This window comes from Pseudomonas sp. P2S-1, from assembly GCF_057197725.1.
On sequence record NZ_CM170068.1, the window covers coordinates 1,761,228 to 1,786,085 of the forward strand.

A 24,858-nucleotide genomic window follows, 5' to 3' on the forward strand; every position below is an offset into this window, starting at 1 on the left:
CAAGAACACCTCAGGTATGACTGATATCCCGGTCCTTGGTCTCAGGCATGAAGAAGATCCCCAGCACCGCCGTCATCACCGCAATGACGATCGGGTACCAGAGCCCGTAGTAAATATCCCCGGTCGCCGCGACCATGGCGAAGGCCACCGTCGGCAGGAAGCCACCGAACCAGCCATTGCCGATGTGGTACGGCAGGGACATCGAGGTGTAGCGGATCCGCGCCGGGAACAGCTCCACCAGCCAGGCGGCGATCGGGCCGTAGACCATGGTCACGTAGATCACGAGAATGGTCAGGAGCAGCAGCACCATCGGGTAGTTGGTCTTGGCGGGGTCGGCCTTTTCCGGGTAACCGGCTTCCTTCAGCGCCGCACCCAGGGAGGCGGTAAAGCCGTCATTGGCCGCCTTGAATTCCGCCGCCGGCAGGCTGCTGCCTTCGAAGCTCGGCATCATCTTGTTGCCGATGCGGATCTGCGCCACCGCACCCGGCTCGCCCGCCTCGTTCTCATAGGGAATCGCCCGCTTGGCCAGCAGGCTCTTGGCCACGTCGCAGGAGCTGGTGAAGCGCGCCTTGCCCACCGGGTCGAACTGGAATGAGCACTGCGCAGGATCGGCGATCACCGTCACCGGGTTCTGCTGCTGCGCCGTGTAGATATCCGGGTTACCGAATTCGGTCAGGCCCTTGAAGATCGGGAAGTAGGTCAGCGCGGCGAGGATGCAGCCGGCCATGATGATCTTCTTGCGTCCGATCCGGTCCGACAGGCTGCCGAAGATCACGAAGAACGGCGTGCCGATCAGCAAGGAACCGGCGATCAGCAGGTTGGCGGTCTGCGGGTCGATCTTCAACGTTTGCAGGAGGAAGAACAGCGCATAGAACTGCCCGGTGTACCAGACCACGGCCTGGCCGGCGGTGCCGCCGAGCAGCGACATGATCACCACTTTCAGGTTGTCCCAGCGGGCGAAGGATTCGGTCAGCGGCGCCTTGGACGCCTTGCCTTCGGCCTTCATCTTGTTGAACACCGGCGACTCGTGCAGTTGCAGGCGGATATACACCGACACCGCCAGGAGGAGGATCGACAGCAGGAACGGAATCCGCCAGCCCCAGGCCTCGAAGGCCTCGGTACCGAGGGCGGTGCGACAGGTCAGGATCACCACCAGTGAGAGGAACAGGCCGAGGGTCGCGGTGGTCTGGATCCACGAAGTGAAGAAACCGCGCTTGCCGGGTGGCGCGTGTTCCGCCACATAGGTCGCCGCGCCGCCGTATTCGCCGCCGAGTGCCAGGCCCTGCAGCAGGCGCAGGGTGATGAGAATGATCGGCGCCGCCACGCCGATCGTCGCGTAGCTGGGCAGCAGGCCGACGATGGCGGTGGACACGCCCATGATGATGATGGTGATCAGGAAGGTGTGCTTGCGCCCGATCATGTCGCCGAGGCGGCCGAAGACGATGGCGCCGAACGGTCGCACCGCGAAGCCGGCGGCGAAGGCCAGCAGGGCGAAGATGAAGGCAGTGGTTTCATTGACCCCGGCGAAGAAATGCTTGGCGATGATCGCCGCCAGGGAGCCGTACAGGTAGAAGTCGTACCACTCGAAGACCGTACCGAGGGACGAGGCGAAGATCACCTTGCGCTCGTCGTGGGTGATGCCTTTGCCGGACGTGCTGCCCGGCGTGGGCGTCGAAGTGCCGTAGGTAACCGCCATGAAGGTGTTCTCCGTTTTTGTTCTTGTAGGCCGGAGCATCCCGCTGATGAATCCATACGCACTCTGGCCATTCAAAAAGGCTGATGACATCGGATCACGGACTGCGCCGGGCCTGGGGAACAGGCGGACGGCCTCGCGTTGCACGCAGGGTTAAGCGTAATAGGCGGCTGGCGGAAATCCAGCGCCCTCGCGGGAGGGCGCCGGACGGTTCAGAGGTGGCGGAACACGGCCGCTGCGATGATGCCGGCGGCGATTGCCGGCAGCGGTTTCTTCACCAGCAGCATGACCACGGCGGTGCTCGCCAGGGCCACCCGGGCACCGTTGTCGCCATTGACCGCCAGGGGCGTCAGCACCGCCACCAGCACCGAGCCGGACATGGCGCCGATGAACTGCTGCACGCGGTAGTTGATCGGTACGAAGGACATCACGAAGACCCCGCCCCAACGGGTCGCCAGGGTCACGACGGCCATGATCAGGACCAGGATCAGCGGGCCATGGCCCGTGGTTTCGATAGTCACTTCTGTTTCTCCATCCAGACCGCACCGACGATGCCGCCGGCCAGGGCGCCGACCACCACGTGGCTGTTTTCCGGCAGGTAACGATAAGCAAGCAGCGCGGAACCGGCGGCCACGCCCCAGATCAGCAGCATGCGCAGGTCCTTCTTGCCGCCCACCACCATGGACAACAGGAAGCAGCCCATGACCATGTCCAGGCCCCAGCTGACCGGGTCGGCCACCAGGTTACCGAAGTACAGGCCGAGCCAGGTGCCGAGGATCCAGGTCGACCACAGCGCCAGGCCGCCACCGAAGAGAATGCCCAACCCCGGCTTGCCAGCGGACAACGCCTGCATCGACATGGCCCAGTTGGCATCGGAGACCACCAGCATGATCCCGTAGCGCCGTGCGACCGGCAGCTCGCGCAGCCAGGGATAGAGGGTTGCGCCCATCAGCAGGTGGCGGGCATTGATGGCGAATACAGTGACGATCAACGGCACCAGCGGCACCTGGGCGCCCCACAGGTCGAGGGCGGCGAACTGCGAGGCACCGGCGAAGACCAGCGTGCTCATCCACAGGATGGTGCCTTGGTCGAGGCCGACCTGGGCGGCGGCCAGGCCAAAGGCCAGGCCGAACACCACCACGAACATGGAGATCGGCAGCAACAGCCTGAAGCCGTCGCGGATCTCGTTGTACCCCAACTGCGTGGAGCCTTTGGCTACCGATAACACAAACTCTCTCCTGTTTTTAAATCGTGCATGTACGGACGCCAGCCACTATCCAGCAGACACGCCATTGCGAAAAGCGCATATTACGCGACCAACCCATTCGTTTACCGAATACAGCGGAGTGCATGCTTATGCAGGACCTGCAGATCGACTGGCTCAAGTGCTTCGTCGCCGTGGTCGATACCGGCTCGCTGTCCAATGCCGCGCCGGAGGTCCATCGTTCGCAATCGGCGGTGAGCATGCAGTTGAAGAAGCTCGAAGCGGCGGTGGGCCGACAGTTGCTGGTGCGCGATGCGCGACAGCAGCAGCTCACCCCGGACGGCCAGCTACTGCTGGGTTATGCCCGGCGCATCCTCGACCTGCACAACGATGCGCAGCAGGCCTTCCATGGCGACGAGCTGACCGGGCGCATCCGCCTTGGCGTACCGGACGACTACGCCGCACGCTACCTGACCCCGGTGCTCAAGCGTTTTGCCCTGCGTTATGGCGCGGTGGAGATCGAGCTGGACTGCGAGCAATCGACCTTGCTGATCCCGCGGATCGAACGCAATGACCTGGATCTTGCGCTGGTCTCACGGGATCACGCCCGGCGCGGGACGCTGCTGTTCCATGAGCCGATGGTCTGGGTTGGCTCGCCGCAGTTCGATATCTGGCGGCGTGATCCGCTGCCCATTGCCACCTATGAAAGCACCAGCCTGGCGCGGCGTTGCGCGATCAACTCGCTGGCGTTGCAAGGGCGGGATTACCGGGTGGTGTACAACAGTTCGAGCCTGGCCGGGCAGATCGCCGCAGTGGAAAGTGGCCTGGCGGTGGCGGTGCTGACGCGGTGCAGTGTGCCGGAGCATCTGGAGATTCTCGGCGCCGAACATGGGCTGGGGCCGCTGGAGCCGATGGCGGTGGCGGTGTATCGAAGCCGGGCGTCGCAGGGCTCGCAGCCGGTGGACCGGTTGCATGGGTTACTGGTCAAGACCCTGAGGGTGGCGGCGACCTGAAGGGCCTCATCGCTGGCAAGCCAGCTCCCACAGGGTCCGCGCCAGGCACAGGTTCTGTGGATGACTCAGGACCCTGTGGGAGCGGGTTCACCCGCGATTGCAGCAGTGAATTCACCATAGCAATCGCGGCGGTTCGGCGCCCAAACAAGGTCCGCGCCGGGCACAGGTTCTATGGATGACTCAGGACCCTGTGGGAGCTGGCTTGCCAGCGATGAGGCCCGAAAGATCACCCGAAAATCCTCCTGACTTCTCAAGCATGCCCTAGCATCTCCAGCAGGCGTTCCGGATAAACCGTGGCAGTGGTCGTGCGCAATTCCTCCGCCGACCACCAATGATGCGCCGCCATCACCTTCTGCTCATGCGCGGTCCAGCCTTCACGACTGAGCTGCTGCGACCCGGCCTGTACACGGTAGTAACGTTCCATGGAGATCACATCCTCGCCACTGGGCAGACGCATGACGAAACGCCGCTCGGCCACCGGCTCGCCGACCTCCTCGGTGCGGATCCCGGTTTCCTCGTACAGCTCGCGAATCGCCGCATCCCTGAAGCTCTCCCCCTCCTCCAGGCCACCACCGGGCGAGGCCCAGTGATCGCTGCCATCGAGGGCATCGCCCTTGTGCACGAAGTGGAACAGCAGGACCCGATCCTCCGGGTCGAGGACCAATAGACGGGCAGACTTCCTTTCACGCATGACAACGGCATCCTTTTCCGGCGGGACGGCAGGCTACCGGGCATGGATCCGCTTGTCGATGTGTACGACGCCATCAGTTTGCACCTGGCCTGGCGCAAAAAAAAAGCACCGCATCAGCGGTGCTCGGGAAAACGCCTTCCAACCAGAACTTCGGCACCTCGCAGGGACCAATCCGCGAGGCTGGGGCCGAAGTAATTCGTACATCTGAACAGAATCAGATGACGATCTCGTGAAACGATTCAGTTTTCGAAGACTGGCCGCGAGGCCTTCTCGATCGCCGCCATCGCCTCGGCTTCGCTCATCACCCCGCTCTCGGCCATGATCGCCAGCAACGAGCGGCCTTCATTGACCGACTGCCGCGCCAGCTTGCTGACCCTGGCATAGCCCAGGCGCGGCACCAGCGCAGTGGCCACGGCCATCGAATCGGTCAGGTGCGCGAGATTGCGCGCTTCATCGGCCTGGATACCGGCGATGCATTTTTCGCGGAAACGCTGGATGCCCTGGGTGAGCAAGGTGATGCTGTCGAACACCCGCGAAGCCACCACCGGTTCGAAATGGTTGATCTCCAGCTCGCCCGCCTGCACCGCCTGGGCCACGGCGACATCATTGCCGATCACCGCGAAGCTGAGCTGGATCATCGCCATCGGCAGCACCGGGTTGACCTTGCCCGGCATGATCGAGGAACCGGCCTGGGCTTCCGGCAGTTTCAGCTCGCCGATGCCGGCGACCGGGCCGGACGAGAGTTTGGTCAGGTCGCTGGCGATCTTCGCCAGGGCCGCCGCGCAGGTGCGCAACTCGGCGGAAACGCGAGAGAACACGTCCATGTTCTGCATGGCGTCGAAGGCGTTTTCCGGCGCCTGGTAGGCGACGCCGGTAACGTCGCCAAGATGGCGGTACACCGCGCCACGATAGGCCGCCGGTGCACCGAAACCGGTACCAATGGCGGTACCGCCCAGTGGCAGGGTGTGCAGCTTGGCGCGTACCGCGACCAGTTCCTCGGCGAGACGGTGAGTCAGCGAGGCATAGCCGGAGAACAGCTGACCCAGGCGCATCGGCTGGGCGTCCTGCAGGCAGGTGCGGCCGAGGTGGAGGATATCGGCGAACTGCACGGCCTTGGCGTCGAACTCAGCAGCCAGTTGGCGGACTTCGCCGATCAGGCCCTCGAGCATGGCGTGGGTGGCGATCTTCAGTGCCGCCGGGTAGACGTCGTTGGTCGACTGCGAGGCGTTGACCTGGTCGTTGGGGTGGACGATGTCGTAGCTGCCGGCAGCATGGCCCATGAACAGCTGGGCGCGGTTGGCCACCACTTCGTTGAAGTTCATGTTGGTCGAGGTGCCGCCGGAGCCTTCCAGCAGGTCGACGATCAGCGAGTCGTCGCAGTTGCCGGCGATGATGTCCTGGCAGGCGAGGACGATGGCTTCGGCCTGTGCCCCGGAAATCACCCCGCAATCCAGGTTGGCCAGCGCCGCCGCCCATTTGCACTGGGCAAAGGCATCGCGGAACGCCGGGTAGTGGGCAATGCTCAGCGGCGAGACGCTGAGATTGTCGAAGCCGCGCACGGTGTTGACGCCGTACAGCTTGCCGGCGGGGATCCGCACTTCGCCGACGTAGTCCTGCTCGATCCGCTCGCCGGCGCTCTCAAAAGTACTCACGGGAATCTTCCTCATCGATGGTTACCAGGGTTTCGACACCCTTGCCCAGGGCGCTCAGCCGCGGCAGGAAGGTGTCCAGAATGACGGTGCGCGCCGTCTCGCACGCATCGGCGAAGAAGGCGCTGTATTCGTTGCGACGGGCCACCAGGTACAGCGAGCGCTCCAGGCTCAGTGGCGGCACCAGGTGGGCGTTGACGTTTTCCACCCAGGTGCAGGCCTGGAGGAAACACATGGGGCTGGTCACGGCCCAGCCGATGCCGTCGGCGACCATGGCGGTCAGGGCGTCGGCGTTGTCCAGCTCCAGGCGGTTGGGCATGCGCACATTTAGCCCGCGCATATGCCGCTCGATCTGCAGGCCGACCTGGGACAGGCGGTTGAAACGCACCACCGGCAGGACATTGGCCAGGGCACGCAGGTCGTCGAGGCTGTGCAGCGGCTTGCCGAGCGCCTTCGGGGTGATGACGAAATAGCGTTCGGTGAACAGCCGGTAGCGCACCACATCATTGGCGTCCATCAGCGGGTCGCTGGTGATGATCAGGTCGAGGTCGCGGCGCAGCAGCGATTCGCCCTGTTGCGGGCTGAGGCCGGTGCGGACCGACAGCTGCGTGACCCGCCCGAGCATCTGCCGGGTAAAGGCCGAACCGCAGGTGGCGGCGAAGGAGTCCACCAGGCCGATGCGCAGGTCGGGCTTGACCCCGCGCCCGGCATCCAGCACCTGGGCCTTGAGATTGCACAGTTCCTCGCTGAGGATCGCACCGCGGTTGCGCAGGGCCAGGCCGAACGGCGTCAGGGTCAGCGGCCGGGTGGTGCGATCGACCAGGACCACGCCGAGGTCGTCCTCCAGTTGCCGGACCATCTGCGACACCCCCGACTGGGAAATCCCCATTCGGCTGGCCGCCCCCGACATGCTGCCCTCCTCGGCCACGGCGACGAAGACCTGCACCGCGTACATATCGATAAGCTTGCTGGCTGACATGGGGATGTCCTCTTCTTTACTTGGTGTCGGCGAATGCCAGCGGCGCAGGCTCGCCCTCGCCTTCCGGGCTGACGGCTGCCAGGGTTTCCTTGCTGGTTTCCGGGGCGAACAGGTGGCAGAACACCCCGCCGAACAGCAGCACCGCGACGCACACGCCCAGGGCGGTGTGGATGCCCAGGTGCTGCACGGCGATCGGCAGGAGGAAGGTGGCGAAGGCTGAACCGAAACGGCTGGCCGCTACCGCCAGGCCGATGCCCGAGGCGCGCAGGTGGGTCGGGAACAGCTCCGGTGGATAGACGAACTCCAGGTTCACCGCCGCCGCCAGGACACAGGCGAAGAAGCCGAAGGCGAGGATGGTGCCCAGCGGACCGAAACCGGCGTAGGCCAGCACGGCAAGGCCGATGGCGCTGAGATAGAAAGTACCGACCAGGAAGGCGCGGCGGGAGATCCGGTCGATGATCAGCAGGCCGAGCAGCGCCCCGAGCATCAGCAGCACGTTGTAGACCAGGCCGCCGACGAACTTGTCCTGCACGTTCAGTGCTTCGAGAACACGTGGCGAGAAGGTGCCGAGGGCGAAGAACGGGATCACCTGGCAGGTGTAGAACACGCAACCGACCAGGGTGTTGCGGCGCCAGCGCTTGCTCATCAGCTCGGCGATGCTGCCGCGCTTCTTCGTGGCGGCGGGCGGCGCGGCCGGCAGGGTCACATGGGGACCGAACTTGGCATGAATGATCGCCAGGGCTTCGGCACTGCGACCACGGGCCATCAGCCAGATCGGCGACTCCGGTACGCCCATGCGCAGCGGCAGGATCAGCAAGGCCGGCACGCCACTCAAGGCCAACATCAAGCGCCAGGCATCCGGACCGATATCGCGGATCGCGAAGCCCACCAGGTAAGCCGCGACGTAACCCGCCGCCCAGGCCGCCGCCAGCACGCTGAGCAGACGCCCGCGATAACGCCGGGGGGCGAACTCGGTGACCAGGGATTTGGACACGACATAGTCGAAGCCGAGGACCAGGCCCAACAGCAAGCGCAAGGCCAGCAACTGTTCCGGCGAGGTGACGAAGAACTGCGATGCGGAGATCACCGCGAACAGCAGCATGTCCCAGGCAAAGATGGTGCGCCGGCCGAACTTGTCGGCCAGGGGACCGGCGAACAAGCTGCCGAGGAACAGGCCGGCCAGCGACGCGGCGCCGAGCAATCCCATCCACAGTGCGTTCAATTGCAGGGGACCCGCCGCCATGCTCACGGCGATGCCGATGATGCCCAACACGAATCCGTCGCTGAACTGCCCTCCTGTTCCGCTGAATACCGTCCGAATATGAAAACGGCTCAGCGGAAGATCCTCGAACGCTACCTGACTCATTCGTCTCTCCACCTGTTGTTTTAGTTGTGGGGACCGGTGTTGGTGACCGGATTACGATCGAGTGTACGGCTGCATATTCACGAAAACAGCAGATGCAATTGGAGTATCAGGATTGTTGATACTAGCTGCCAGAATCCTTGATAACAGCGGCTTTGCGGGCCATTGGTCGGCTGGTTGGGAATGGCGCAGACTGCGCCATTCATATAAACGCGGATTGTTATTCCGGCAGGAAATGATTCATCAGAGTCAGACTTTCAATGGCATCCCTATATCCGGCGAAGCATGGGTCGCCTTCATTGAATGCCTTGGCCACGGCCGCCGCATGTTCGTAACTTTGCCACTTGGCCAAGTCGGCGAAAGTGCGTTCGTTATTCATCGGGGAATAACCGCTGTATTCGATCAGCCCCGGGAAGGCTTTCAGGGTTTCGCGCAGGCCGTCGCGCAGTCGGGGCATCTGCGCGAGGTGTTCAGGCTTGACGGTGAAGATCGCGAGTTCGAGTACGTGTGACATGGGTGGAGGTCTTCCATGGAGTTAAGAAAGACCCAGTATCGGCAGGTCATCCTGACAGCGTGCTGTCAGTACGTCCGGCGCTGGATTGATGGCGCATGTAGGTGCGCAAGGCAATCTGCGGGCTGTCGCGCCAGGGTTCTTCGCTGGTGAAGACGGAGGCGATGCGGTCGACGCGAAAATCCCGATAGGCCGCACGGGTGTTGCACCAGCTGCCGACAGTCCACTTGCCGCCCCAGTAGAACAGGCCGATGGGCTGGATCAGGCGTCGGGATACGGCGCCGTCGAGGCTGGTATAGGTGATCTGCACAACCCGCTTGTGCTCGATGGCCTGGCGCAGGGCGCTGAGGTGGCTGCGGGTCGTGGCGGTGCTGCTGTTCAAGGCGCGGATCGGGCTCTGTTGCGGATCGACAGCCTGTTGCGGCGCGCTGGCCGAGACCTTGCTCAGCAGGGTACGGGCAGCACTGGCCAGTTCGTTGTCGGCGCTGCCGGCGAGCATTTCCATGCCCAGGGTCAGGGCATCCACCTCGATGCGGCTCAGGCGCAGTGGTGGCATCTCGAACGCGGCGTCGAGGGCGTAGCCGACGCCGGTGGTGCCATAGACCGGCACGCCGCTGAGGGACAGGTCGTCGATGTAGCGATAGATCGAGCGCACGGAAACGCCGATCCGTTCAGCCAGGCGTTCGGCAGTGATCGGCTGGTGCACGCGGATCAGGTTCACCAGCTGGAACAGGCGGTCGGCTTTGTGCATTCGAGGTACCTCATGTCCGTGTTGAATCAAGAGCCTTTCTGTTGTCCTTCAGGACCTCATCGCTGGCAAGCCAGCTCCCACAGTGTCCGCGGCGCTGCAGAACCCTGTGGGAGCTGGCTTGCCAGCGATGAGGCCCTCAGCAACGACATCCCACTAACGGGTCACCACCGAAATCCTTTTCCCACCCCGCTCCGCCACTTCCTGGGCCTGCCCGTCGCGCTGCTTGCCCTGCCGTGCCAGCCCGACCAGCCGGGGGATCAACGGCCCTTCCGGCAGATGCCGCCAGAAGCGCCCCGGCATATGCATGCGCAAGGCATCGGGATTGACCCGCGCCGGGTTGAACGTATGGCGGTAATAGGTCAGCCACAGGTCCGCATCCGGGTCATCGGCCTGCTCGGCCCACTGCCGCCATTCAGGCGGACACTGGCGGCGGTAATCGAAATCCTTGCCGTCGTAGCGAATGCCATCCCGCGAAGTGGCAATCAACCAGCGCTGCTTGCCCAAACGCTCGGCAAAGTGCCCGCTGGCGCTTTCGAGAATGTCGTGGGCCGGCTCGTGGAACGCCACCAGGTCCAATTGCAGGCTCTGCGCCACCGCTGCCGGCAACGGCACGAAACGCACGAAGGCATGCAGGTGGTGCGCCTCGCGTGTGACCTGCTTGATCCGCCGTTGCAGTTCGCTGCCCAGCCGATCACCCGCAAGCATTGCCGTGCGGTCGCCATGGGCCACTCGCCAGAGCACTTCATAGAGCAGGTTCCAGCGCTGCTCGCCACGGTAGCGGGCAGCCAGTTGCAACTGTGCCAGCAGCTCTGCCGGCACCCGCGCCCGGAACGGTCCCGGGCCACTCGGCAGGCCCTCGGGGACTGCCAGCAGGTCCTGGATCGGCCCCTGCCCCCAATTCACCTCCGCCGGGTCGATGCCATGGCCCAGCAACACCCGCGCCTGGTCGCGCCAGGTGGCGAAGCGGTCGTCGCAGTCGAGGGCGATCATCCCCACAACCCCATCTGCACCGGCGCCACCGGGTCACGCAGGCGCGCCCGCAACAGCCCGCTGCGGGTATCGGCCAGGGCCGGGCGATAATCGCTGGTGACGATGAACGGCCGGGCCTTGTCCAGCACGCAGCGCAGATGGATCAGGTCGTCGTAGCGCACCCGCCGCTCGCGCCGCAGCGCCACCAGGCGTTGCACGCTGCGCAGGCCGATGCCTGGAATTCGCGCGAGCAAGGCCGGTTCGGCACGATTGATATCCACCGGGAACACCTCACGGTTGGACAGCGCCCATGCCAGCTTGGGGTCGATGTCCAGCTCCAGGTTGCTCGACGTGTTGAGCAGCTCACCGGCCTTGTAGCCATAGCCGCGCATCAGGAAGTCGGCCTGGTACAGGCGGTGCTCGCGCAGCAGCGGTGGTGCTGCCAGGGGCACGCTGTTCGGGCTGTCGGGGATCGGGCTGAAGGCCGAGTAGTACACGCGCTTGAGGTCATAGCCCTGATACAGCGACTCGGCATTGCGCAGGATGGTGCGGTCGTCCGAGGTGTCGGCACCGACGATCATCTGCGTGCTCTGCCCGGCCGGGGTGAAACGCGGCGCCCGTGTCTCGCCGGCCACCGCCTGCTGGCCGCGATGGATGGTGCCCATGGCCTGGCGGATGGTCGCCACCTGCTTTTCCGGGGCCAGGCGCTTGAGGCTGGCGTCGCTGGGCAGTTCGATATTGACGCTGAGACGGTCGGCCAGGCGCCCGGCTTCCTCGATCAGCAGCGGGTCGGCGTCGGGAATGGTCTTGAGGTGGATATAGCCGCGGAAGTCATGCTCCTCGCGCAGCAGCCGGGCCACACGGACCAGTTGCTCCATGGTGTAGTCCGCCGAGCGGATGATCCCCGAGCTGAGGAACAGCCCGCTGATGCAGTTGCGCCGGTAGAAATCCAGGGTCAGGCGCACCACCTCTTCCGGCGTGAAGCGCGCCCGCGGCACATTGCTGGAGCGGCGATTGACGCAGTACTGGCAGTCGTACAGGCAGAAGTTGGTCAGCAGCACCTTGAGCAGCGAGACGCAGCGCCCGTCGGGGGTGTAGCTATGGCAGATGCCCATGCCATTGGTCGCACCAAGCCCGTCGCTGCCCTTGGAGCTGCGCTTGGGGGCGCCACTGCTGGCGCACGAGGCGTCGTACTTGGCGGCATCGGCGAGGATGCCGAGCTTGGCGATGAGTTGCATGGGGAGCCTTTCCCGAAACACTGAATATCCATACAGTATTTCGAGATTAGCAGGGATGCAAGTGCCTGTTGTCGATCCAGCTAGCCCGGATGCCCGTCCACCCTCACCTTCAGCAGCATTGGCGCATAGCCCCAGACAAACAACCCAAAGGCCAGCACCCAGCACAGCGTCGCCACGCCCAGGCCAGCGTGGAGATTCACCTGCACCAACAGGATCCGGCTGAGCCCGGCAAGATTCAGCAATATAAAGCCCAGCGCCATCCCCTTCGGCGGCTGCAACGGCCGCCCCGTATGCCCAAGACTGACCCGGGCAATCATCGCCAGGATCAGCCCGGCCATGGCGCCGATGGTCAGGCAATGCACCGCCAGGCTCGGATTCAGCGCCACGCCGAAATGCCACAGCGCCATACCTGCGCACGCCAGCACCAGCCAGCCGTAGGCCAGGTGCAGCGACCAGAGCAGCGGCACGCGCCACAGGCCGCTGTCGTGCCAGCGAGCCAGGCGAACCAGGTGACCCACGGCCAGTACCGCGAACAACATCCCGATCAACACATTGGGCAGCAACGCCGGTCCGGCCGCGTACAGCAGCGCAACCAGCGCCGAACCACCGAGCAGCGCCCAGTCCAGCCATGCCCAGGGCGCCACCATGTCCTTGCGCCCCAGCCCGCGCTGGGTAAAGAACGGAATCACCCGGCCGCCGATCAAGCCCATCATCGCCGCTACCAGCCACAGCCCGCCGAGCACGCCCTGGCGTTGCCAGCCGTCGTCGCCGGCGACCAGTCCGGCCATGGCGATGGCGTCCACCAGCGTCAGCAACAGCAACAATCCCACCAGCGGATAATTGCGCTGCTGACGGACCTTCCACAGGGTTCGCCCCATCAGCCACGCCAGCAGCAGCGGAAAACCCAGTTCCAGCACGATCAGCATCGGCCAAGGCGCTGCCGCCAGCCAGGCAAGCCGCCCCGCCAGCCAGAGCAACGCCAGCGCCGCCAGCGGCTTGCCGGTCAGCCCCGGTTGCCCGGTCCAGGTCTGCACGGCGGTCAACAGGAAGCCGGCAACGATGGCCAGGCCGAAGCCGAACAGCAACTCATGCCGATGCCACGCCAACCAGCCGCCGGCCGGGCTCCAGTCGAACTTGCCGCCCAGCGCAAGCAGCCACATCGGCACCACGATCAGCGCCAGCAGGCTGCCACCAAGAAAGAACGGACGAAACGCCAGACGCAGCCACGGCGGTGTCGCCAGGGCCTTCTTGCGGTCGATCACTTGCATCGTGGCCTACTCCTTACCAGCTCAGATAAAACATGCCCTTGGCCAGCAGCACGATCAGCAACAGATGAGTAAAGACGCTGGCATGGATAAAGCGCACCGCGTTCGCCGTCATGCGGCCGCTGCGGAACATCCAGAGCGCCGTGAGGAAATGCCCGAGCACGCTGATCGCGACGAGGATCTTCAGGCTCAGCAAGGTGCCGAAGGATGAGGTCCAGGGTGTGCTCACCTGCGCCATGTAACGCTCGCGAACCATGCCGACCCCGGCGCCGAACAGCACCAGCAGGACCCAGGGCATCAGGCGCCGGGCGCGCTGGCCGACGGCGTGCTCGAGCATCATCATCAGGCGGTCGGGCAACTGCTGGCGGATGGCGCCGAGAAACAGCACTTCGAAAAACACCGTGCCGATAAAGACGATGGCGGCGAACAGATGCAGGGTCAGCAGAACGGGATAGATCATGGCGGGGCCTCATTGTGCCGGTCAGCCTAACGCGGCGGCCGGCTTCCCGGCTTGACGCTCGTCAAGCCGGCGGAACTCCGGGTGCAGGCGCAACTTCGAAAGTCATATCGATTGCCGACTGCGCCAGGAGGCTGCAATGCATAACCTCGAAACGCCACACCTGAAGCTCGGCGTGTTCAACCCGCTGGACAGTCTCGGCCAGGCGCTGATCGCGGCCGCCTTGCATCGCCAGCACGAAGTCAGCGCGCTGCTGGACGATCTCAACCGGATCACCGCCCGGCCTGGCTTGCGCTGCAAGCTGGGCAGCCTGGATTCGGTGGATACGGTGAAGCGCGCAGTGGCCGGGCTGGAAGTAGTATTCGCCTGCCTCGGCGCTGAGCCTGAAGAAGATCTGCCGCCGCAGTGTGGCTGCCTGATCGACGCTGCCCTGGGCCTCGGCGACCGAGCGCCGCGGCTGTTTCTGCTCGGGCACTGGCAATGGCTGGTGAACCCGGATGACAGCGGTGACCAGGCCTTGAGTGCCGGGCTGCGGCGCAGCCTGGACGTCAGCGGGCTGGACTGGACACTGGTGGAGATGCCCGATCTGTTGCCGGGGTTGCGCATCGATGATTTCAGCGGTGCCGACACGACCATAAGCCCCGAGGCGCGCCGGGCGCTGGGCTGCGCCGCGGCCCTGCTCGACGAAATGCGCCTGGGCCTGCATCGCCAGCAATGCCTGCGCTTGCGCGGCGAGCACGGGGAGCAGGCCTGATGTCCGGACCCGACGCGCTTCACCAGGTGTTTGGCGTTGTGCTGCTGGCCATGGCCTTCAGCGCGTTCATCCTGTTCGTTCGCGGCTATCGTCCGGCCGGGGTCAGCGGGTTGTGGTACGACCTGGTGCTGGGATTCATCGCCCTGTGGCTGGCGTTGTGGCCGGAGCTGATCCACTTTGCCGAGGCGCCGCGCCTGGCCAGCGGGCTGGGGTTGCTGCTGCAGATCATCGCCACGGCAGCGGGGTGCATTCTGGGCGCGCTGCTGGCAAAGGCGTTGCGCTTGTTGTTGCTGGAGCTGCGCCGACCTCGCGGTCGGCGCTGATGGGCTGGCAGGAAGATATTACTGCTGAGCAGGCCGCAGGATCAGCACCCCCAACGGCGGCAGATTCACCTCAAGCGACATCGGCTGCCCATGGCTGGGCACCGTCCCGCCCTTCACCGCCCCTTCATTGCCGAAGTTCGACCCGGCATAACGCTGCGAATCGCTATTGAACACTTCATCCCAGCGCTCGCCGAACGGCACACCGATCCGGTAGCCCTCCCGCGGCACCGGAGTGAAGTTGGCCACCACCAGCAGCGGCTCGCCTTCGCGGCTCCAGCGCAACCAGGCAAACACGCTGTTGTGCGCATCATCGCCGATCAGCCACTGGAAGCCCTGCGGCTGGCAATCCTGCTGGTGCAAGGCGCCCTCTTCCCGGTACAGCCGGTTGAGATCACCGATCAGCCGCTGCACGCCCAAATGCTCGCTGTATTGCAACAGGTACCAGTCCAGCTCGCTGTCATGGTTCCACTCGCGCCACTGGCCGAACTCGCAGCCCATGAACAGCAGCTTCTTGCCCGGGTGGCACCACATGAACGCCAGGTAGGCGCGCAGGTTGGCGAATTTCTGCCAGCGGTCGCCAGGCATCTTGTCGATCAGCGAGCGCTTGCCATGGACCACTTCGTCGTGGGAGATCGGCAGGATGAAGTGCTCGGAATAGGCATAGATCAGACCGAAACTCATCTCGTTGTGATGGTGCTGGCGGTGGATCGGGTCGTTCTGGATGTAGTGCAGGGTGTCGTGCATCCAGCCCATGTTCCATTTGTACGAGAAACCCAGCCCGCCCTGCTGCACGGGCTGGCTGACACCTGGCCAGGCGGTGGATTCCTCGGCGATGACCAGCGCACCCGGCACTTCGAGGCTGACCACCTCGTTGAGGTGGCGAAGGAAATCGATGGCTTCGAGGTTCTCCCGCCCGCCGTGACGGTTGGGCACCCATTCGCCGGCCTTGCGCGAGTAGTCGCGGTAGAGCATCGAGGCCACCGCATCGACGCGCAGGCCGTCGATATGGAATTCGCGCAGCCAATGCAGCGCCGAAGCCAGCATGAAGCCATGGACCTCGGTGCGGCCGAGGTTGTAGATCAGGGTGTCCCAGTCCTGGTGGAAGCCCTCCAGCGGGTTGTCGTACTCGTACAGGGCGGTGCCGTCGAAGCGCGCCAGGCCGTGGCTGTCGGTGGGGAAATGCGCCGGGACCCAGTCGAGGATCACGCCGATCCGCGCCTGGTGGCAGGCATCGACGAAGGCGGCGAAGTCTTCCGCCGTGCCGTAGCGCGAGGTCGGTGCGAACAGCGACAGTGGCTGGTAACCCCAGGAGCCGCCGAACGGGTGCTCCATGATCGGCATCAGCTCGATATGGGTGAAACCCAGCTCCTGCACGTAGGGAATCAGCCGTTCAGCGAGCTCGCGCCAGTTGTACAGGCGGCTGACCTCGCCGGCTTCGTCCAGCTCGCATTGCCAGGAGCCGGCGTGCAGTTCGTAGATCGACAGCGGTGCGCCGACGCCCTGGGCATCGCCGCGCTCGCGCAGCCAGTCCTGGTCGCGCCATTCATGGGCCAGCGGGCCGGCGACCTTCGAGGCGGTGCTTGGCGGCAGTTCGGTGGCCCGGGCCAGCGGGTCGGCCTTGAGCGGCAGCACGCCGTCATGGCCGAGCACTTCGTATTTGTAGGTTTCGCCAGCGCGCAGCCCTGGGATGAACAGCTCCCAGACCCCGCTGGCGTGACGCAGGCGCATCGGATGCCGGCGCCCGTCCCAGTTGTTGAAGTCACCCACCACCGAGACCCGCCGGGCATTCGGCGCCCACACCGAGAAACGCACGCCCTCGACCCCGTCCACCGTCACCGGCTGCGAGCCGAGGCGGTTGGCCAGATCGCGGTGATTGCCCTCGCTGAACAGGTAAAGGTCCATGTCTCCGAGTTGCGGGCCATAGCTGTACGGGTCCGGAGTGACCTGCTCACCACCGGCCCAGTTGATCCGCCAGCGGTATTTGTCGATACCCCGCGGCACATGCGCGGTAAACAGGCCCGGCACACTCTCCTGCTGCAATTCGGCGATCAACTCGTCGCTGTCGCCACCCAGCGCCTGCACGCTCAAGGCCTCCGGCAGGTAAGCCCGTAGCCAGGTGCCTCCTGCACCATCGGCGTGCGCACCGAGCACCGCGAACGGATCGACATGCCTGGCATTGACCAGGTCGTCGATATCGCTGCGGCCCAGTCCGCCCTGTTCCTTCTTGTGCACGCTCATCTACTGCTCTCCCCAGGTACTTACAAGCCCATGCAGACCATGCAAGGGCACGGCCAGCCAGCTCGGGCGATTTTCCGCTTCATAGGCGATTTCATAGGCAGCCTTTTCCAGGCTGAACAATTCCAGTGCCGCCTGCTCGCCACCCTCCTTGAGCCAGGCATGGGGCAGACTGGCGGTGGCCAGGCCGTAGGCCTGGACGAAGGCATGGCGCGCAGCGTGCAGATAACGCTTGGTAACCCGCTGGCGTGCCTGCAGGTTGTCCGGCAGTGCGCCAGCGCCCGCTGCTCCGCGCAAGGCCATCGCAGCAGCGTAGTCGAAGGAGCGCAGCACGCCGCTGACATCCTTGTACGGGCTGTGGCGAGCCCGGCGCTCGTCCAGCGGCCGCGCCGGCTCGCCCTCGAAGTCGATCAGGTAGGCATCACCCTGCACCACCAGTACCTGCCCCAGGTGCAGGTCGCCGTGCACGCGCATGACCAGGCCGCCCTCGGCCTGCTGCGCCAGTTGCCCGACCTCGCGCAGCAGACCATCGCGCTGCTGTTCGAGGTCGCTGACCAGGGCCTGGCTTTCCTCGTCCAGTGCGTCGCGGTGCTGCACCAGCAGGTCGAGGGCGGTGCGCAGTTGATCGGCAATCTGCTCGCCCCAGCGGCGGCTGTCCTCGGCGTCGCTGATGCGGGTCTTGAAGGCTTCGTCGTCGGTAGGCCGGGCCAGGATCTGGTGCATCTCGCCGAGGCGCTGGCCGAGCAAGGCGGCAAAGCCGGTGAGGTCTTCGAGGGCATCGGCATGGCCCTCGCCGCGCAACTGCGGCGGCTCCATCTCGTCGCGGATGGCCCGTTCCAGGTTGTTCTGGGTCCAGTCCCAGGCATCGCCCTGGTTGTTCAGGTAACCCTGGGCAATGGCCAGCAGGTACGGCTCGCCGCTGTCGTCGACGCGGTTCAGCCAGCCGAGCAACGGCGAGATATTGGCAAAGCCGGCAGCGGTCAGGTAGGCGCCCATTTCCAGCTCCGGATGCACGCCGCCATTGACCCGGCGGATCAGCTTGAGCACCAGGCTGCCACCGACCACCACCGAGCTGTTGGACTGCTCGGCCGACAGGTAGCGCACCTCGGCGTCATCGCCCAGCTTCAGCGCCGCCAGTTGCGGAGTCGATTCGAATTGCAGTTCGCCATCGCTGCCGGGCAGGCGCAGGTGCTCCTGGAAGCCGGCGAGCAAGCCACGGATAAAGGTTTCCAGGCTGAAGGCATCGGTGATGAAACCGATCTGACGCCCGCGCCGCACCCTGGCCAGCGCCAGTTGCTGGGGCAGCGCGGTATGGATCTGCTCCTCGCCGATCAGGCCGAAGGGCAGGAAATAGCGACGGCGCTGACCACCGCTGTCCACCTCCAGCTCGCCCAGCAGCACCGGGCTGGTCGGCGTACCGAAGCGCACGCCGTAGGCCAGGTGGACCTTGTCGATGGCCTGGTCCTTGCCGGCGAACCAGCGGCGTTTCGGCAGGTATTCGGGAAGGATGGTTGCTTCGAGGGTTTGCCGGGCCGGAGCCTCCAGCAGTTCCTCCATGCGTTTCTTGACGACCAAGGTAGTGAACTCCGGCAAGGGTTGCGCCGCCTCGACGTGCCAACTGGGCATCTGGTCCTTCGGTGCCAGCAGGAACCAGTAGAAGCCGTAGGGCGCCAGGGTCAGCAGGAAGGGCAGATGGCCGATCGGCGGGAAGGCGCAGCCGCCAAGCATTTCCACCGGCACCCGGTCGATCCAGGGTGCCAGGTCCAGCTCCACCGCCTGCGCGGCGCGCGATACGTTGGCCACGCACAGTACGGTTTCGCTGACACCTTCGGGGCTGGTGTATTCACGCAGGTAGGCGAGGATCCGGCGGTTGTTCGGCGCCAGCATTTTCAGGGTGCCGCGGCCGAAGGCCTTCTGCTGCTTGCGCACGGTGAGCAGGCGGCGGTTCCAGTTGAGCAGCGAGTGCGGGTCTTCGGCCTGGGATTCGACGTTGACGCTCTGGTAGCCGTACTGCGCATCCATGATCGGCGGCAGCACCAGGCGCGCCGGATCGGCGCGGGAGAAGCCGCCGTTGCGGTCGATCGACCACTGCATCGGCGTGCGCACGCCATCGCGGTCACCGAGGTAGATGTTGTCGCCCATGCCGATCTCGTCGCCGTAGTACAAGGTCGGCGTACCGGGCATGGACAACAGCAGGCTGGTCAGCAACTCGACGCGCCGGCGGTCACGCTGCATCAGCGGCGCCAGGCGTCGGCGGATGCCCAGGTTGATCCGCGCACGGCGGTCGGCGGCGTAGTAGTTCCACAGGTAGTCGCGCTCGCGGTCGGTGACCATCTCCAGGGTCAGCTCATCGTGGTTGCGCAGGAAGATCGCCCACTGGCAGTTCTCCGGGATTGCCGGGGTCTGGCGCAGGATATCGGTGATCGGGAAGCGGTCCTCCTGGGCCACGGCCATGTACATGCGCGGCATCAGCGGGAAATGGAAGGCCATATGGCACTCGTCGCCCTCGCCGTCGCCGAAGTATTGCTGGGTGTCTTCCGGCCATTGGTTGGCCTCGGCCAGCAACATGCGGTCAGGGTAGTTGGCGTCGATCTCGGCGCGGATCTGCTTGAGGACGGCGTGGGTCTGCGGAAGGTTCTCGTTGTTGGTGCCGTCGCGCTCGATCAGGTACGGAATGGCATCCAGGCGCAGGCCATCGACGCCCATGTCCAGCCAGAAGCGCATGACCCCGATTACCGCCTTCATCACCTGCGGGTTGTCGAAGTTCAGGTCCGGCTGGTGCGAGTAGAAGCGGTGCCAGAAGTACTGCCCGGCCACCGGGTCCCAGGTCCAGTTGGACTTTTCGGTATCGAGGAAGATGATCCGCGTGCCGTCGTACTTGTCGTCGCTATCGGACCAGACATAGAAATTCCGCGCCGCCGAGCCCGGCTTGGCGCGCCGGGCCTTCTGGAACCAGGGGTGCTGGTCGGAGGTGTGGTTGATGACCAGTTCGGTGATCACCCGCAGGTTGCGCTTGTGTGCCTCGGCAATGAAGCGGCGCACATCGGCCATCGTCCCGTAGTCGCTGTGCACAGCTTTGTAGGCCGCGATGTCGTAGCCGTCGTCGCGGCGCGGCGACGGGTAGAACGGCAGCAGCCAGAGGGTATTGACCCCGAGCTCGGCGATATAGTCGAGCTTGGCCAGCAGGCCGGGAAAATCGCCGATACCGTCGTTGTTGGAATCGAAGAAGGACTTGATATGGATCTGGTAGATGATCGCGTCCTTGTACCACAGCGGATCATCGATAAAGGCCGCGGGGCGGCTTTTCTTCGCCATGCTCGACTTCCCTTCCTAGTGCGCCTTGTCCAGGCGCCAGATACCGAATGGCAGGTGCCAGGGTTCGATGCGCATCCACTGGGTCTTGCCGAACCACTCCCAGCGATGGCCGTTCATCAGGTCCTCGCCACGGGTCACGGCGTTGTCGTCCAGGCCCAGCTCCCACAGCGGCAGCTCGAAATGCGCCTCCTGGGCGTTGTGCGGGTCCAGGCTGATGGCGACCAGCACGAAGCTCTCGCCATCCGGGGCGGGCTTGCCGAAATACACGATGTTGTCGTTCCAGGCGTTGTAGAAGCGCACGCCCAGGTGGCTCTGCAGGGCCGGCTGCTGGCGGCGGATGCGGTTGAGCTGGGCGATCTCGGCGATGATGTTGCCGGGTTGGGTGAAGTCCCGCGGGCGGATCTCGTACTTCTCCGAATCCAGGTATTCCTCCTTGCCCGGGATCGGCGCCGCCTCGCACAGCTCGAAGCCTGAGTACATGCCCCACAGGCCCGAACCCATGGTCGCCAGTGCCGCGCGGATCAGGAACCCGGCGCGCCCCGAGGTGTGCAGGAAGAACGGGTTGATGTCCGGCGTGTTGACGAAGAAGTTCGGCCGGTAGCACAGCGACCACGGCGGCTGGTTGAGCGTCTCGAAGTACTCCTGGATCTCCGCCTTGGTATTGCGCCAGGTGAAATAGGTGTAGCTCTGGCTGTAGCCGACCTTGCCCAGACGGGCCATCATCGCCGGCTTGGTAAAGGCTTCGGCAAGGAAGATCACCTCGGGATGGCGGCTGCGGATATCAGCGATCAGCCATTGCCAGAACGGCAGCGGCTTGGTGTGCGGGTTATCCACGCGGAACTGCTTGACGCCCTCTGCCACCCAGCCTTCCACCACATCGCGCAGCGCCAGCCACAACGAGGGCACGGCGTCGGCGGCGTAGAAATCGACGTTGACGATGTCCTGGTATTTTTTCGGCGGGTTTTCCGCATAGCGGATGCTGCCGTCCGGGCGCCAGGAGAACCAGCCGGGGTGTTCGCTGAGCCAGGGGTGGTCCTGGGAGCACTGGATGGCGAAGTCGAGGGCGATCTCCAGGCCGTGCTCCGCCGCAGCGGCGACCAGGCGACGGAAGTCCTCGCGGCTGCCCAGTTGCGGATGGATCGCATCATGGCCACCGTCGGGGCTGCCGATCGCATAAGGGCTGCCGGGATCGTCCGGCCCGGCCGTCAGCGAGTTGTTGCGGCCCTTGCGAAACTTCGTGCCGATGGGATGGATCGGCGGGAAGTACAGGACATCGAAGCCCATGTCGCGAATCATCGGCAGGCGCCCGTGGACATCGTTGAAGGTGCCGTGGCGCTGGGGATCGTCGGTGATCGAGCGGGGAAACAGCTCATACCAGCTGGCAAAGGCCGCGCGCTCGCGCTCGACGTCCAATGGAAACTCCGGACTGCGGCTGAGGTAGCTGCGCGGATCGGCCTGGGCCATCAGCACCCGGGTATCGTTGGCCAGCAGCATCTCGACCCGGCTGGCCGCAGGCAGCCCCTTGCTCAAGCGTCGGGCCAGCCCGGCCAGCTCCTCGCGCAGCGGCCCGGCGCTGCGTTCGGCAGCGTGTTCCAGGTGCAGGCGGCCCTCTTCCAGCTCCAGCTCGATATTCACCCCGGCGGCGAATTTCTTTTCCAGATCGTGACAGTAGGTGGCGTACGCATCGACCCACGCCTCGATCACGAACAGATGGCGCCCCACTTCATTGATGCTGAAGCGGCCTTCCCAGCGGTCGTTGCCGAGAAAACTCATGTTGATGCTGCGCCAGCGCCGGCTATGGGCCTGGCGCCAGTTCAGGGTCACCGCCAGGACATCGTGGCCGTCGGCGTAGACCGTGCTGCCCACGGTGACCGTGCGGCCGGTCTCGGTCTTGACCGCATACAGCCCGGCATCGAGCACCGGCGTGGTGTTCTCGATCACCACCCGGGGCAGCAACAGGGCCTGGGACAGGGTCAGCGGATCGTCGGCGGGATTGTCGGCAGCGGCCATGCGCTCGGTTACGAAAGGCTCATTGCGGGTCATCGAACATCGCTCCGTTACGGCGTGGCGGTAAGGGTTGAGAGCAACGGCAGGCGCGGGGGTTCAATAAAAAATGAGCGTTGTTGCGGGAAAGAGGTCCAAGCGAAAGACACGATCAACGTCCTTGCGAGGTACAGCGATGAACATTCCTATCCCTGCGGAAACGCCCGATCCGAATATCGACGACCCGACCCTGCCGCCAGCGGTACCCGACGAGGAGGATCCGGAGGGCGTGCCGGTGCAGCCGACCATGCCACCCACCGTGGGCGATCCGCCGAGCGAGGAGCCGCCGGTGAAAGGTTGAGCGTAGATGGGTTTGTGCGCAGTGGGATTGCCGGGTGCCTGCCTTTGAGGCCATTGGCGTCCTCGAGCAGGCACGGCTGGCCGCCCACTGATCGCCATTCCTTATCCCCCTGATAAAAATCTTGAGGCAGCGCAGCGCCCACGTTTAGTTGAACAATCGGGTCAGTCATACGACGACGTATGTCTAATAATAAAAAGGTGACCCCCGATGCCCTCCTCCCGGATATCCCTGGACTTCGCCGTCCTCTTCTTCACACCAGGCACGCCCGGCGCCCTCTGGACAGCAATGTTCCAGGAGGCGCCATGAAAACACTGATCGATAGCTACTTCCTCGTCCTCAAAAGCCTCGTGGTCCTGTGCCTGGTCGGCATTACCTGCCTGATCTTCGCCAATGTGGTGCTGCGCTACGGCTTCAACTCAGGCCTGTTCTTCAGCGAGGAAATCTCCCGCCTGGCGTTCGTCTGGCTGGTCTTCGCCGGCGCCCAGCTGATGCTCCACGAAAACGGCCATATCGGCGTCGATATCCTCACCCGCCGTGCCTCGCCCGGCGTCGCCAGGTGCCTGCTGGCCCTGACCCAGGTGCTGATGCTTTATGTCACCTGGCTGTTCCTCGACGGCAGCTGGAAGCAGACGCTGATCAACCTGCATGTCGGCGCCCCGTCCACGGGGGTTTCCATGGCCCTGTTCTACGGGGCTGGCCTGGTCTTTTCCATTTGCAGCGCGCTGCTGATCTGCACCCAGTTGGTGCGCAACCTCATGGGCACACTCCCTGCGCCGACCCCGTCCACTGAACATGGAGCAGCCGAATAATGGCCCTGTCCGTTTTCGTCGGCGTGCTGATGGCCGCCATCCTGATCGGTACGCCGATCGCCTATGGCCTGATTCTCTGCGGCGTGGCCCTGATGTGGCTGCTGGGCCTGTTCGACGGCCAGATCATCGCGCAGAACATCATCAACTCGGCAGGCAGTTTCCCGCTGCTGGCCATTCCGCTGTTCATCATCGCCGGTGAAGTGATGAATACCGGCGGCCTGTCCAAACGCATCATCAAGCTGGCCATCACCCTGGTCGGGCACCTGCGCGGCGGGCTGGGCTACGTGACCATCTTCGCCGGGGTGCTGCTGTCGAGCCTGTCGGGTTCGGCACTGGCCGATGCCGCTTCGCTGACCGCCCTGCTGCTGCCGATGATGGTCATCGCCGGCTACAACCGTAATCGCTCCGGGGGGCTGATCGCCTCGGTGTCGGTGCTCGGCTCGATCATTCCGCCGAGCATCGGCTTCGTGGTGCTCGGTGTCGCTTCGGGGCTGTCGATCACCAAGCTGTTCCTCGCCGGGATCGCCCCGGGCCTGATGATCGCCGCCGCGCTAGTGGTGGCCTGGTGGTTGATGACCCGACGCAACGACGAGGTGGAACTGAGCCCCAAGGCCAGCCTCAAGGAACGCCTCAAGGCGCTGGTGGACAGCTTCTGGGCCTTGATGCTGCCGGTGATCATCGTGGTCGGCCTGCGCTTCGGGGTCGTCACCCCCACCGAAGCCGGCGCCGTGGCCAGCGTCTACGCCTTGCTGGTGTCCTCGCTGATCTACCGGGAGCTGAGCCTGAAGTCGCTCAATGAACTGCTGCTGCGCGCCGGCAAGACCACCGCCGCAGTGATGTTCCTGGTGGCCGCCGCCTCGATTCCGGCATGGATGATCACCATCGCCGATATCCCCGGGCAGATCATCGACCTGATCCAGCCGGTCATCGACAGCCCGCGCCTGCTGATCGTGGTGCTGATGCTGCTGATCCTGGTGATTTCGATGGTCATGGACCTGACCCCCACAGTGCTGCTCCTTGCCCCGATCCTGGTGCCCGTGGTCACCGCCGCGAATATCGACCCGATCTATTTCGGCGTGCTGTTCATGATCAATTGCTCCATCGGCCTGATCACCCCGCCGGTGGGCACGGTGCTCAACGTGGTCTGCGGCATCGGCAGGATGCGCTACGAGGAACTGCTCAAGGGCACCTTCCCGTTCCTCATCGCCGAAATCATCGTGCTGTTCCTGCTGGTGCTTTTCCCCGACCTGGTCCTCGTCCCGGCCCAGTGGTTCGGCCACTGACACTCAATAAAA

The 24,858-nt window shown here is 64.7% G+C and carries 22 protein-coding genes; 6 read left to right on the forward strand and 16 right to left on the reverse strand.

Annotated features, from left to right (window positions below; translation table 11 throughout):
• Positions 1–10 precede the first annotated feature (10 nt).
• The 3 genes from AC2CQI_RS07790 to AC2CQI_RS07800 form a co-directional block, all read right to left on the reverse strand.
• Complete coding sequence (locus tag AC2CQI_RS07790) at positions 11–1,696, reverse strand: MFS transporter (protein WP_484579791.1); 1,686 nt, start codon at positions 1,694–1,696, stop codon at positions 11–13.
• Between the two features lie 209 nt (positions 1,697–1,905).
• Entirely contained in the window at positions 1,906–2,214 is a 309-nt protein-coding gene (locus AC2CQI_RS07795) for an AzlD family protein (RefSeq protein ID WP_484579792.1), read from the reverse strand.
• Complete coding sequence (locus AC2CQI_RS07800) at positions 2,211–2,921, reverse strand: AzlC family ABC transporter permease (protein WP_484579793.1); 711 nt, start codon at positions 2,919–2,921, stop codon at positions 2,211–2,213. Before AC2CQI_RS07800 ends, AC2CQI_RS07795 begins: the two co-directional genes overlap by 4 nt.
• A gap of 122 nt (positions 2,922–3,043) precedes the next feature.
• Between AC2CQI_RS07800 and AC2CQI_RS07805 the strand changes: the two genes are divergently transcribed.
• Positions 3,044–3,910 carry a LysR family transcriptional regulator gene (locus tag AC2CQI_RS07805; RefSeq protein ID WP_484579794.1) on the forward strand — a complete coding sequence of 289 codons (867 nt, stop codon included), beginning with the start codon at positions 3,044–3,046 and terminating at the stop codon, positions 3,908–3,910.
• 250 nt (positions 3,911–4,160) lie between these two features.
• On the opposite strand, the gene AC2CQI_RS07810 is transcribed toward AC2CQI_RS07805, so the two are convergent.
• The 10 genes from AC2CQI_RS07810 to AC2CQI_RS07855 all read right to left on the reverse strand — a co-directional run bounded on the left by AC2CQI_RS07810 (position 4,161) and on the right by AC2CQI_RS07855 (position 13,786).
• Complete coding sequence (locus AC2CQI_RS07810) at positions 4,161–4,601, reverse strand: NUDIX hydrolase (protein ID WP_484579795.1); 441 nt, start codon at positions 4,599–4,601, stop codon at positions 4,161–4,163.
• 239 nt (positions 4,602–4,840) lie between these two features.
• Positions 4,841–6,253 (reverse strand): aspartate ammonia-lyase, encoded by a 1,413-nt coding sequence (locus AC2CQI_RS07815; RefSeq protein WP_081430190.1) that lies wholly within the window; start codon positions 6,251–6,253, stop codon positions 4,841–4,843.
• The gene (locus tag AC2CQI_RS07820) at positions 6,240–7,229 is read right to left on the reverse strand and encodes a LysR family transcriptional regulator (protein ID WP_075801778.1); all 990 of its coding nucleotides are present in this window, start codon (positions 7,227–7,229) and stop codon (positions 6,240–6,242) included. Before AC2CQI_RS07820 ends, AC2CQI_RS07815 begins: the two co-directional genes overlap by 14 nt.
• A gap of 16 nt (positions 7,230–7,245) precedes the next feature.
• Positions 7,246–8,595 (reverse strand): MFS transporter, encoded by a 1,350-nt coding sequence (locus tag AC2CQI_RS07825; protein ID WP_075801777.1) that lies wholly within the window; start codon positions 8,593–8,595, stop codon positions 7,246–7,248.
• Positions 8,596–8,812: 217 nt separating this feature from the next.
• On the reverse strand, positions 8,813–9,106 hold the full coding sequence (locus tag AC2CQI_RS07830) for a hypothetical protein (RefSeq protein WP_484579796.1): 294 nt from the start codon (positions 9,104–9,106) through the stop codon (positions 8,813–8,815).
• 46 nt (positions 9,107–9,152) lie between these two features.
• Positions 9,153–9,854: a helix-turn-helix transcriptional regulator gene (locus tag AC2CQI_RS07835; RefSeq protein WP_484579797.1), complete on the reverse strand. Its 702-nt coding sequence runs from the start codon at positions 9,852–9,854 to the stop codon at positions 9,153–9,155.
• 153 nt (positions 9,855–10,007) lie between these two features.
• On the reverse strand, positions 10,008–10,850 hold the full coding sequence (locus AC2CQI_RS07840) for a TIGR03915 family putative DNA repair protein (protein WP_075801774.1): 843 nt from the start codon (positions 10,848–10,850) through the stop codon (positions 10,008–10,010).
• Positions 10,841–12,061, reverse strand: a complete 1,221-nt coding sequence (locus tag AC2CQI_RS07845; protein ID WP_484579798.1) for a putative DNA modification/repair radical SAM protein — start codon at positions 12,059–12,061, stop codon at positions 10,841–10,843. The genes AC2CQI_RS07840 and AC2CQI_RS07845 overlap by 10 nt, the downstream gene beginning before the upstream one ends.
• A gap of 80 nt (positions 12,062–12,141) precedes the next feature.
• Entirely contained in the window at positions 12,142–13,329 is a 1,188-nt protein-coding gene (locus AC2CQI_RS07850; protein WP_484579799.1) for an NnrS family protein, read from the reverse strand.
• A gap of 13 nt (positions 13,330–13,342) precedes the next feature.
• Positions 13,343–13,786: a CopD family copper resistance protein gene (locus tag AC2CQI_RS07855; protein WP_075801771.1), complete on the reverse strand. Its 444-nt coding sequence runs from the start codon at positions 13,784–13,786 to the stop codon at positions 13,343–13,345.
• 136 nt (positions 13,787–13,922) lie between these two features.
• Here AC2CQI_RS07855 and AC2CQI_RS07860 point away from each other — a divergent pair, with 136 nt between their 5' ends.
• Entirely contained in the window at positions 13,923–14,537 is a 615-nt protein-coding gene (locus tag AC2CQI_RS07860) for an NAD(P)H-binding protein (RefSeq protein ID WP_484579800.1), read from the forward strand.
• On the forward strand, positions 14,537–14,860 hold the full coding sequence (locus tag AC2CQI_RS07865) for a hypothetical protein (protein WP_484579801.1): 324 nt from the start codon (positions 14,537–14,539) through the stop codon (positions 14,858–14,860). Before AC2CQI_RS07860 ends, AC2CQI_RS07865 begins: the two co-directional genes overlap by 1 nt.
• Positions 14,861–14,878: 18 nt before the next feature.
• On the opposite strand, the gene glgB is transcribed toward AC2CQI_RS07865, so the two are convergent.
• The 3 genes from glgB to AC2CQI_RS07880 are packed head-to-tail and all read right to left on the reverse strand — an operon-like array spanning position 14,879 to position 22,453.
• Positions 14,879–17,098 carry a 1,4-alpha-glucan branching protein GlgB gene (glgB, locus tag AC2CQI_RS07870; RefSeq protein WP_075801768.1) on the reverse strand — a complete coding sequence of 740 codons (2,220 nt, stop codon included), beginning with the start codon at positions 17,096–17,098 and terminating at the stop codon, positions 14,879–14,881.
• Positions 17,099–20,410, reverse strand: coding sequence for a maltose alpha-D-glucosyltransferase (gene treS / locus AC2CQI_RS07875; RefSeq protein WP_484579802.1), 3,312 nt, complete (start codon positions 20,408–20,410; stop codon positions 17,099–17,101). It lies immediately after the preceding gene.
• A gap of 15 nt (positions 20,411–20,425) precedes the next feature.
• Positions 20,426–22,453, reverse strand: a complete 2,028-nt coding sequence (locus tag AC2CQI_RS07880; RefSeq protein WP_484579803.1) for an alpha-1,4-glucan--maltose-1-phosphate maltosyltransferase — start codon at positions 22,451–22,453, stop codon at positions 20,426–20,428.
• 136 nt (positions 22,454–22,589) lie between these two features.
• Between AC2CQI_RS07880 and AC2CQI_RS07885 the strand changes: the two genes are divergently transcribed.
• The 3 genes from AC2CQI_RS07885 to AC2CQI_RS07895 all read left to right on the forward strand — a co-directional run bounded on the left by AC2CQI_RS07885 (position 22,590) and on the right by AC2CQI_RS07895 (position 24,846).
• A complete protein-coding gene (locus tag AC2CQI_RS07885; RefSeq protein WP_178391959.1) occupies positions 22,590–22,754 on the forward strand; it encodes a hypothetical protein in 165 nt (54 codons plus the stop codon).
• A gap of 302 nt (positions 22,755–23,056) precedes the next feature.
• Positions 23,057–23,563, forward strand: coding sequence for a TRAP transporter small permease (locus AC2CQI_RS07890; RefSeq protein WP_075801765.1), 507 nt, complete (start codon positions 23,057–23,059; stop codon positions 23,561–23,563).
• Positions 23,563–24,846: a TRAP transporter large permease subunit gene (locus tag AC2CQI_RS07895; RefSeq protein ID WP_075801764.1), complete on the forward strand. Its 1,284-nt coding sequence runs from the start codon at positions 23,563–23,565 to the stop codon at positions 24,844–24,846. The genes AC2CQI_RS07890 and AC2CQI_RS07895 overlap by 1 nt, the downstream gene beginning before the upstream one ends.
• Positions 24,847–24,858 lie beyond the last annotated feature (12 nt).

Bases quoted from the DNA above. Each gene is read 5' to 3' on its own strand.
- treS (WP_484579802.1), bottom strand. From the start codon at position 20,410: ATGGCGAAGAAAAGCCGCCCCGCGGCCTTTATCGATGATCCGCTGTGG.
- AC2CQI_RS07880 (WP_484579803.1), bottom strand. From the start codon at position 22,453: ATGACCCGCAATGAGCCTTTCGTAACCGAGCGCATGGCCGCTGCCGAC.
- AC2CQI_RS07790 (WP_484579791.1), bottom strand. From the start codon at position 1,696: ATGGCGGTTACCTACGGCACTTCGACGCCCACGCCGGGCAGCACGTCC.
- AC2CQI_RS07890 (WP_075801765.1), top strand. From the start codon at position 23,057: ATGAAAACACTGATCGATAGCTACTTCCTCGTCCTCAAAAGCCTCGTG.
- AC2CQI_RS07895 (WP_075801764.1), top strand. From the start codon at position 23,563: ATGGCCCTGTCCGTTTTCGTCGGCGTGCTGATGGCCGCCATCCTGATC.
- AC2CQI_RS07820 (WP_075801778.1), bottom strand. From the start codon at position 7,229: ATGTCAGCCAGCAAGCTTATCGATATGTACGCGGTGCAGGTCTTCGTC.
- AC2CQI_RS07865 (WP_484579801.1), top strand. From the start codon at position 14,537: ATGTCCGGACCCGACGCGCTTCACCAGGTGTTTGGCGTTGTGCTGCTG.
- glgB (WP_075801768.1), bottom strand. From the start codon at position 17,098: ATGAGCGTGCACAAGAAGGAACAGGGCGGACTGGGCCGCAGCGATATC.
- AC2CQI_RS07810 (WP_484579795.1), bottom strand. From the start codon at position 4,601: ATGCGTGAAAGGAAGTCTGCCCGTCTATTGGTCCTCGACCCGGAGGAT.
- AC2CQI_RS07825 (WP_075801777.1), bottom strand. From the start codon at position 8,595: ATGAGTCAGGTAGCGTTCGAGGATCTTCCGCTGAGCCGTTTTCATATT.
- AC2CQI_RS07855 (WP_075801771.1), bottom strand. From the start codon at position 13,786: ATGATCTATCCCGTTCTGCTGACCCTGCATCTGTTCGCCGCCATCGTC.
- AC2CQI_RS07830 (WP_484579796.1), bottom strand. From the start codon at position 9,106: ATGTCACACGTACTCGAACTCGCGATCTTCACCGTCAAGCCTGAACAC.
- AC2CQI_RS07850 (WP_484579799.1), bottom strand. From the start codon at position 13,329: ATGCAAGTGATCGACCGCAAGAAGGCCCTGGCGACACCGCCGTGGCTG.
- AC2CQI_RS07860 (WP_484579800.1), top strand. From the start codon at position 13,923: ATGCATAACCTCGAAACGCCACACCTGAAGCTCGGCGTGTTCAACCCG.
- AC2CQI_RS07835 (WP_484579797.1), bottom strand. From the start codon at position 9,854: ATGCACAAAGCCGACCGCCTGTTCCAGCTGGTGAACCTGATCCGCGTG.
- AC2CQI_RS07845 (WP_484579798.1), bottom strand. From the start codon at position 12,061: ATGCAACTCATCGCCAAGCTCGGCATCCTCGCCGATGCCGCCAAGTAC.
- AC2CQI_RS07885 (WP_178391959.1), top strand. From the start codon at position 22,590: ATGAACATTCCTATCCCTGCGGAAACGCCCGATCCGAATATCGACGAC.
- AC2CQI_RS07805 (WP_484579794.1), top strand. From the start codon at position 3,044: ATGCTTATGCAGGACCTGCAGATCGACTGGCTCAAGTGCTTCGTCGCC.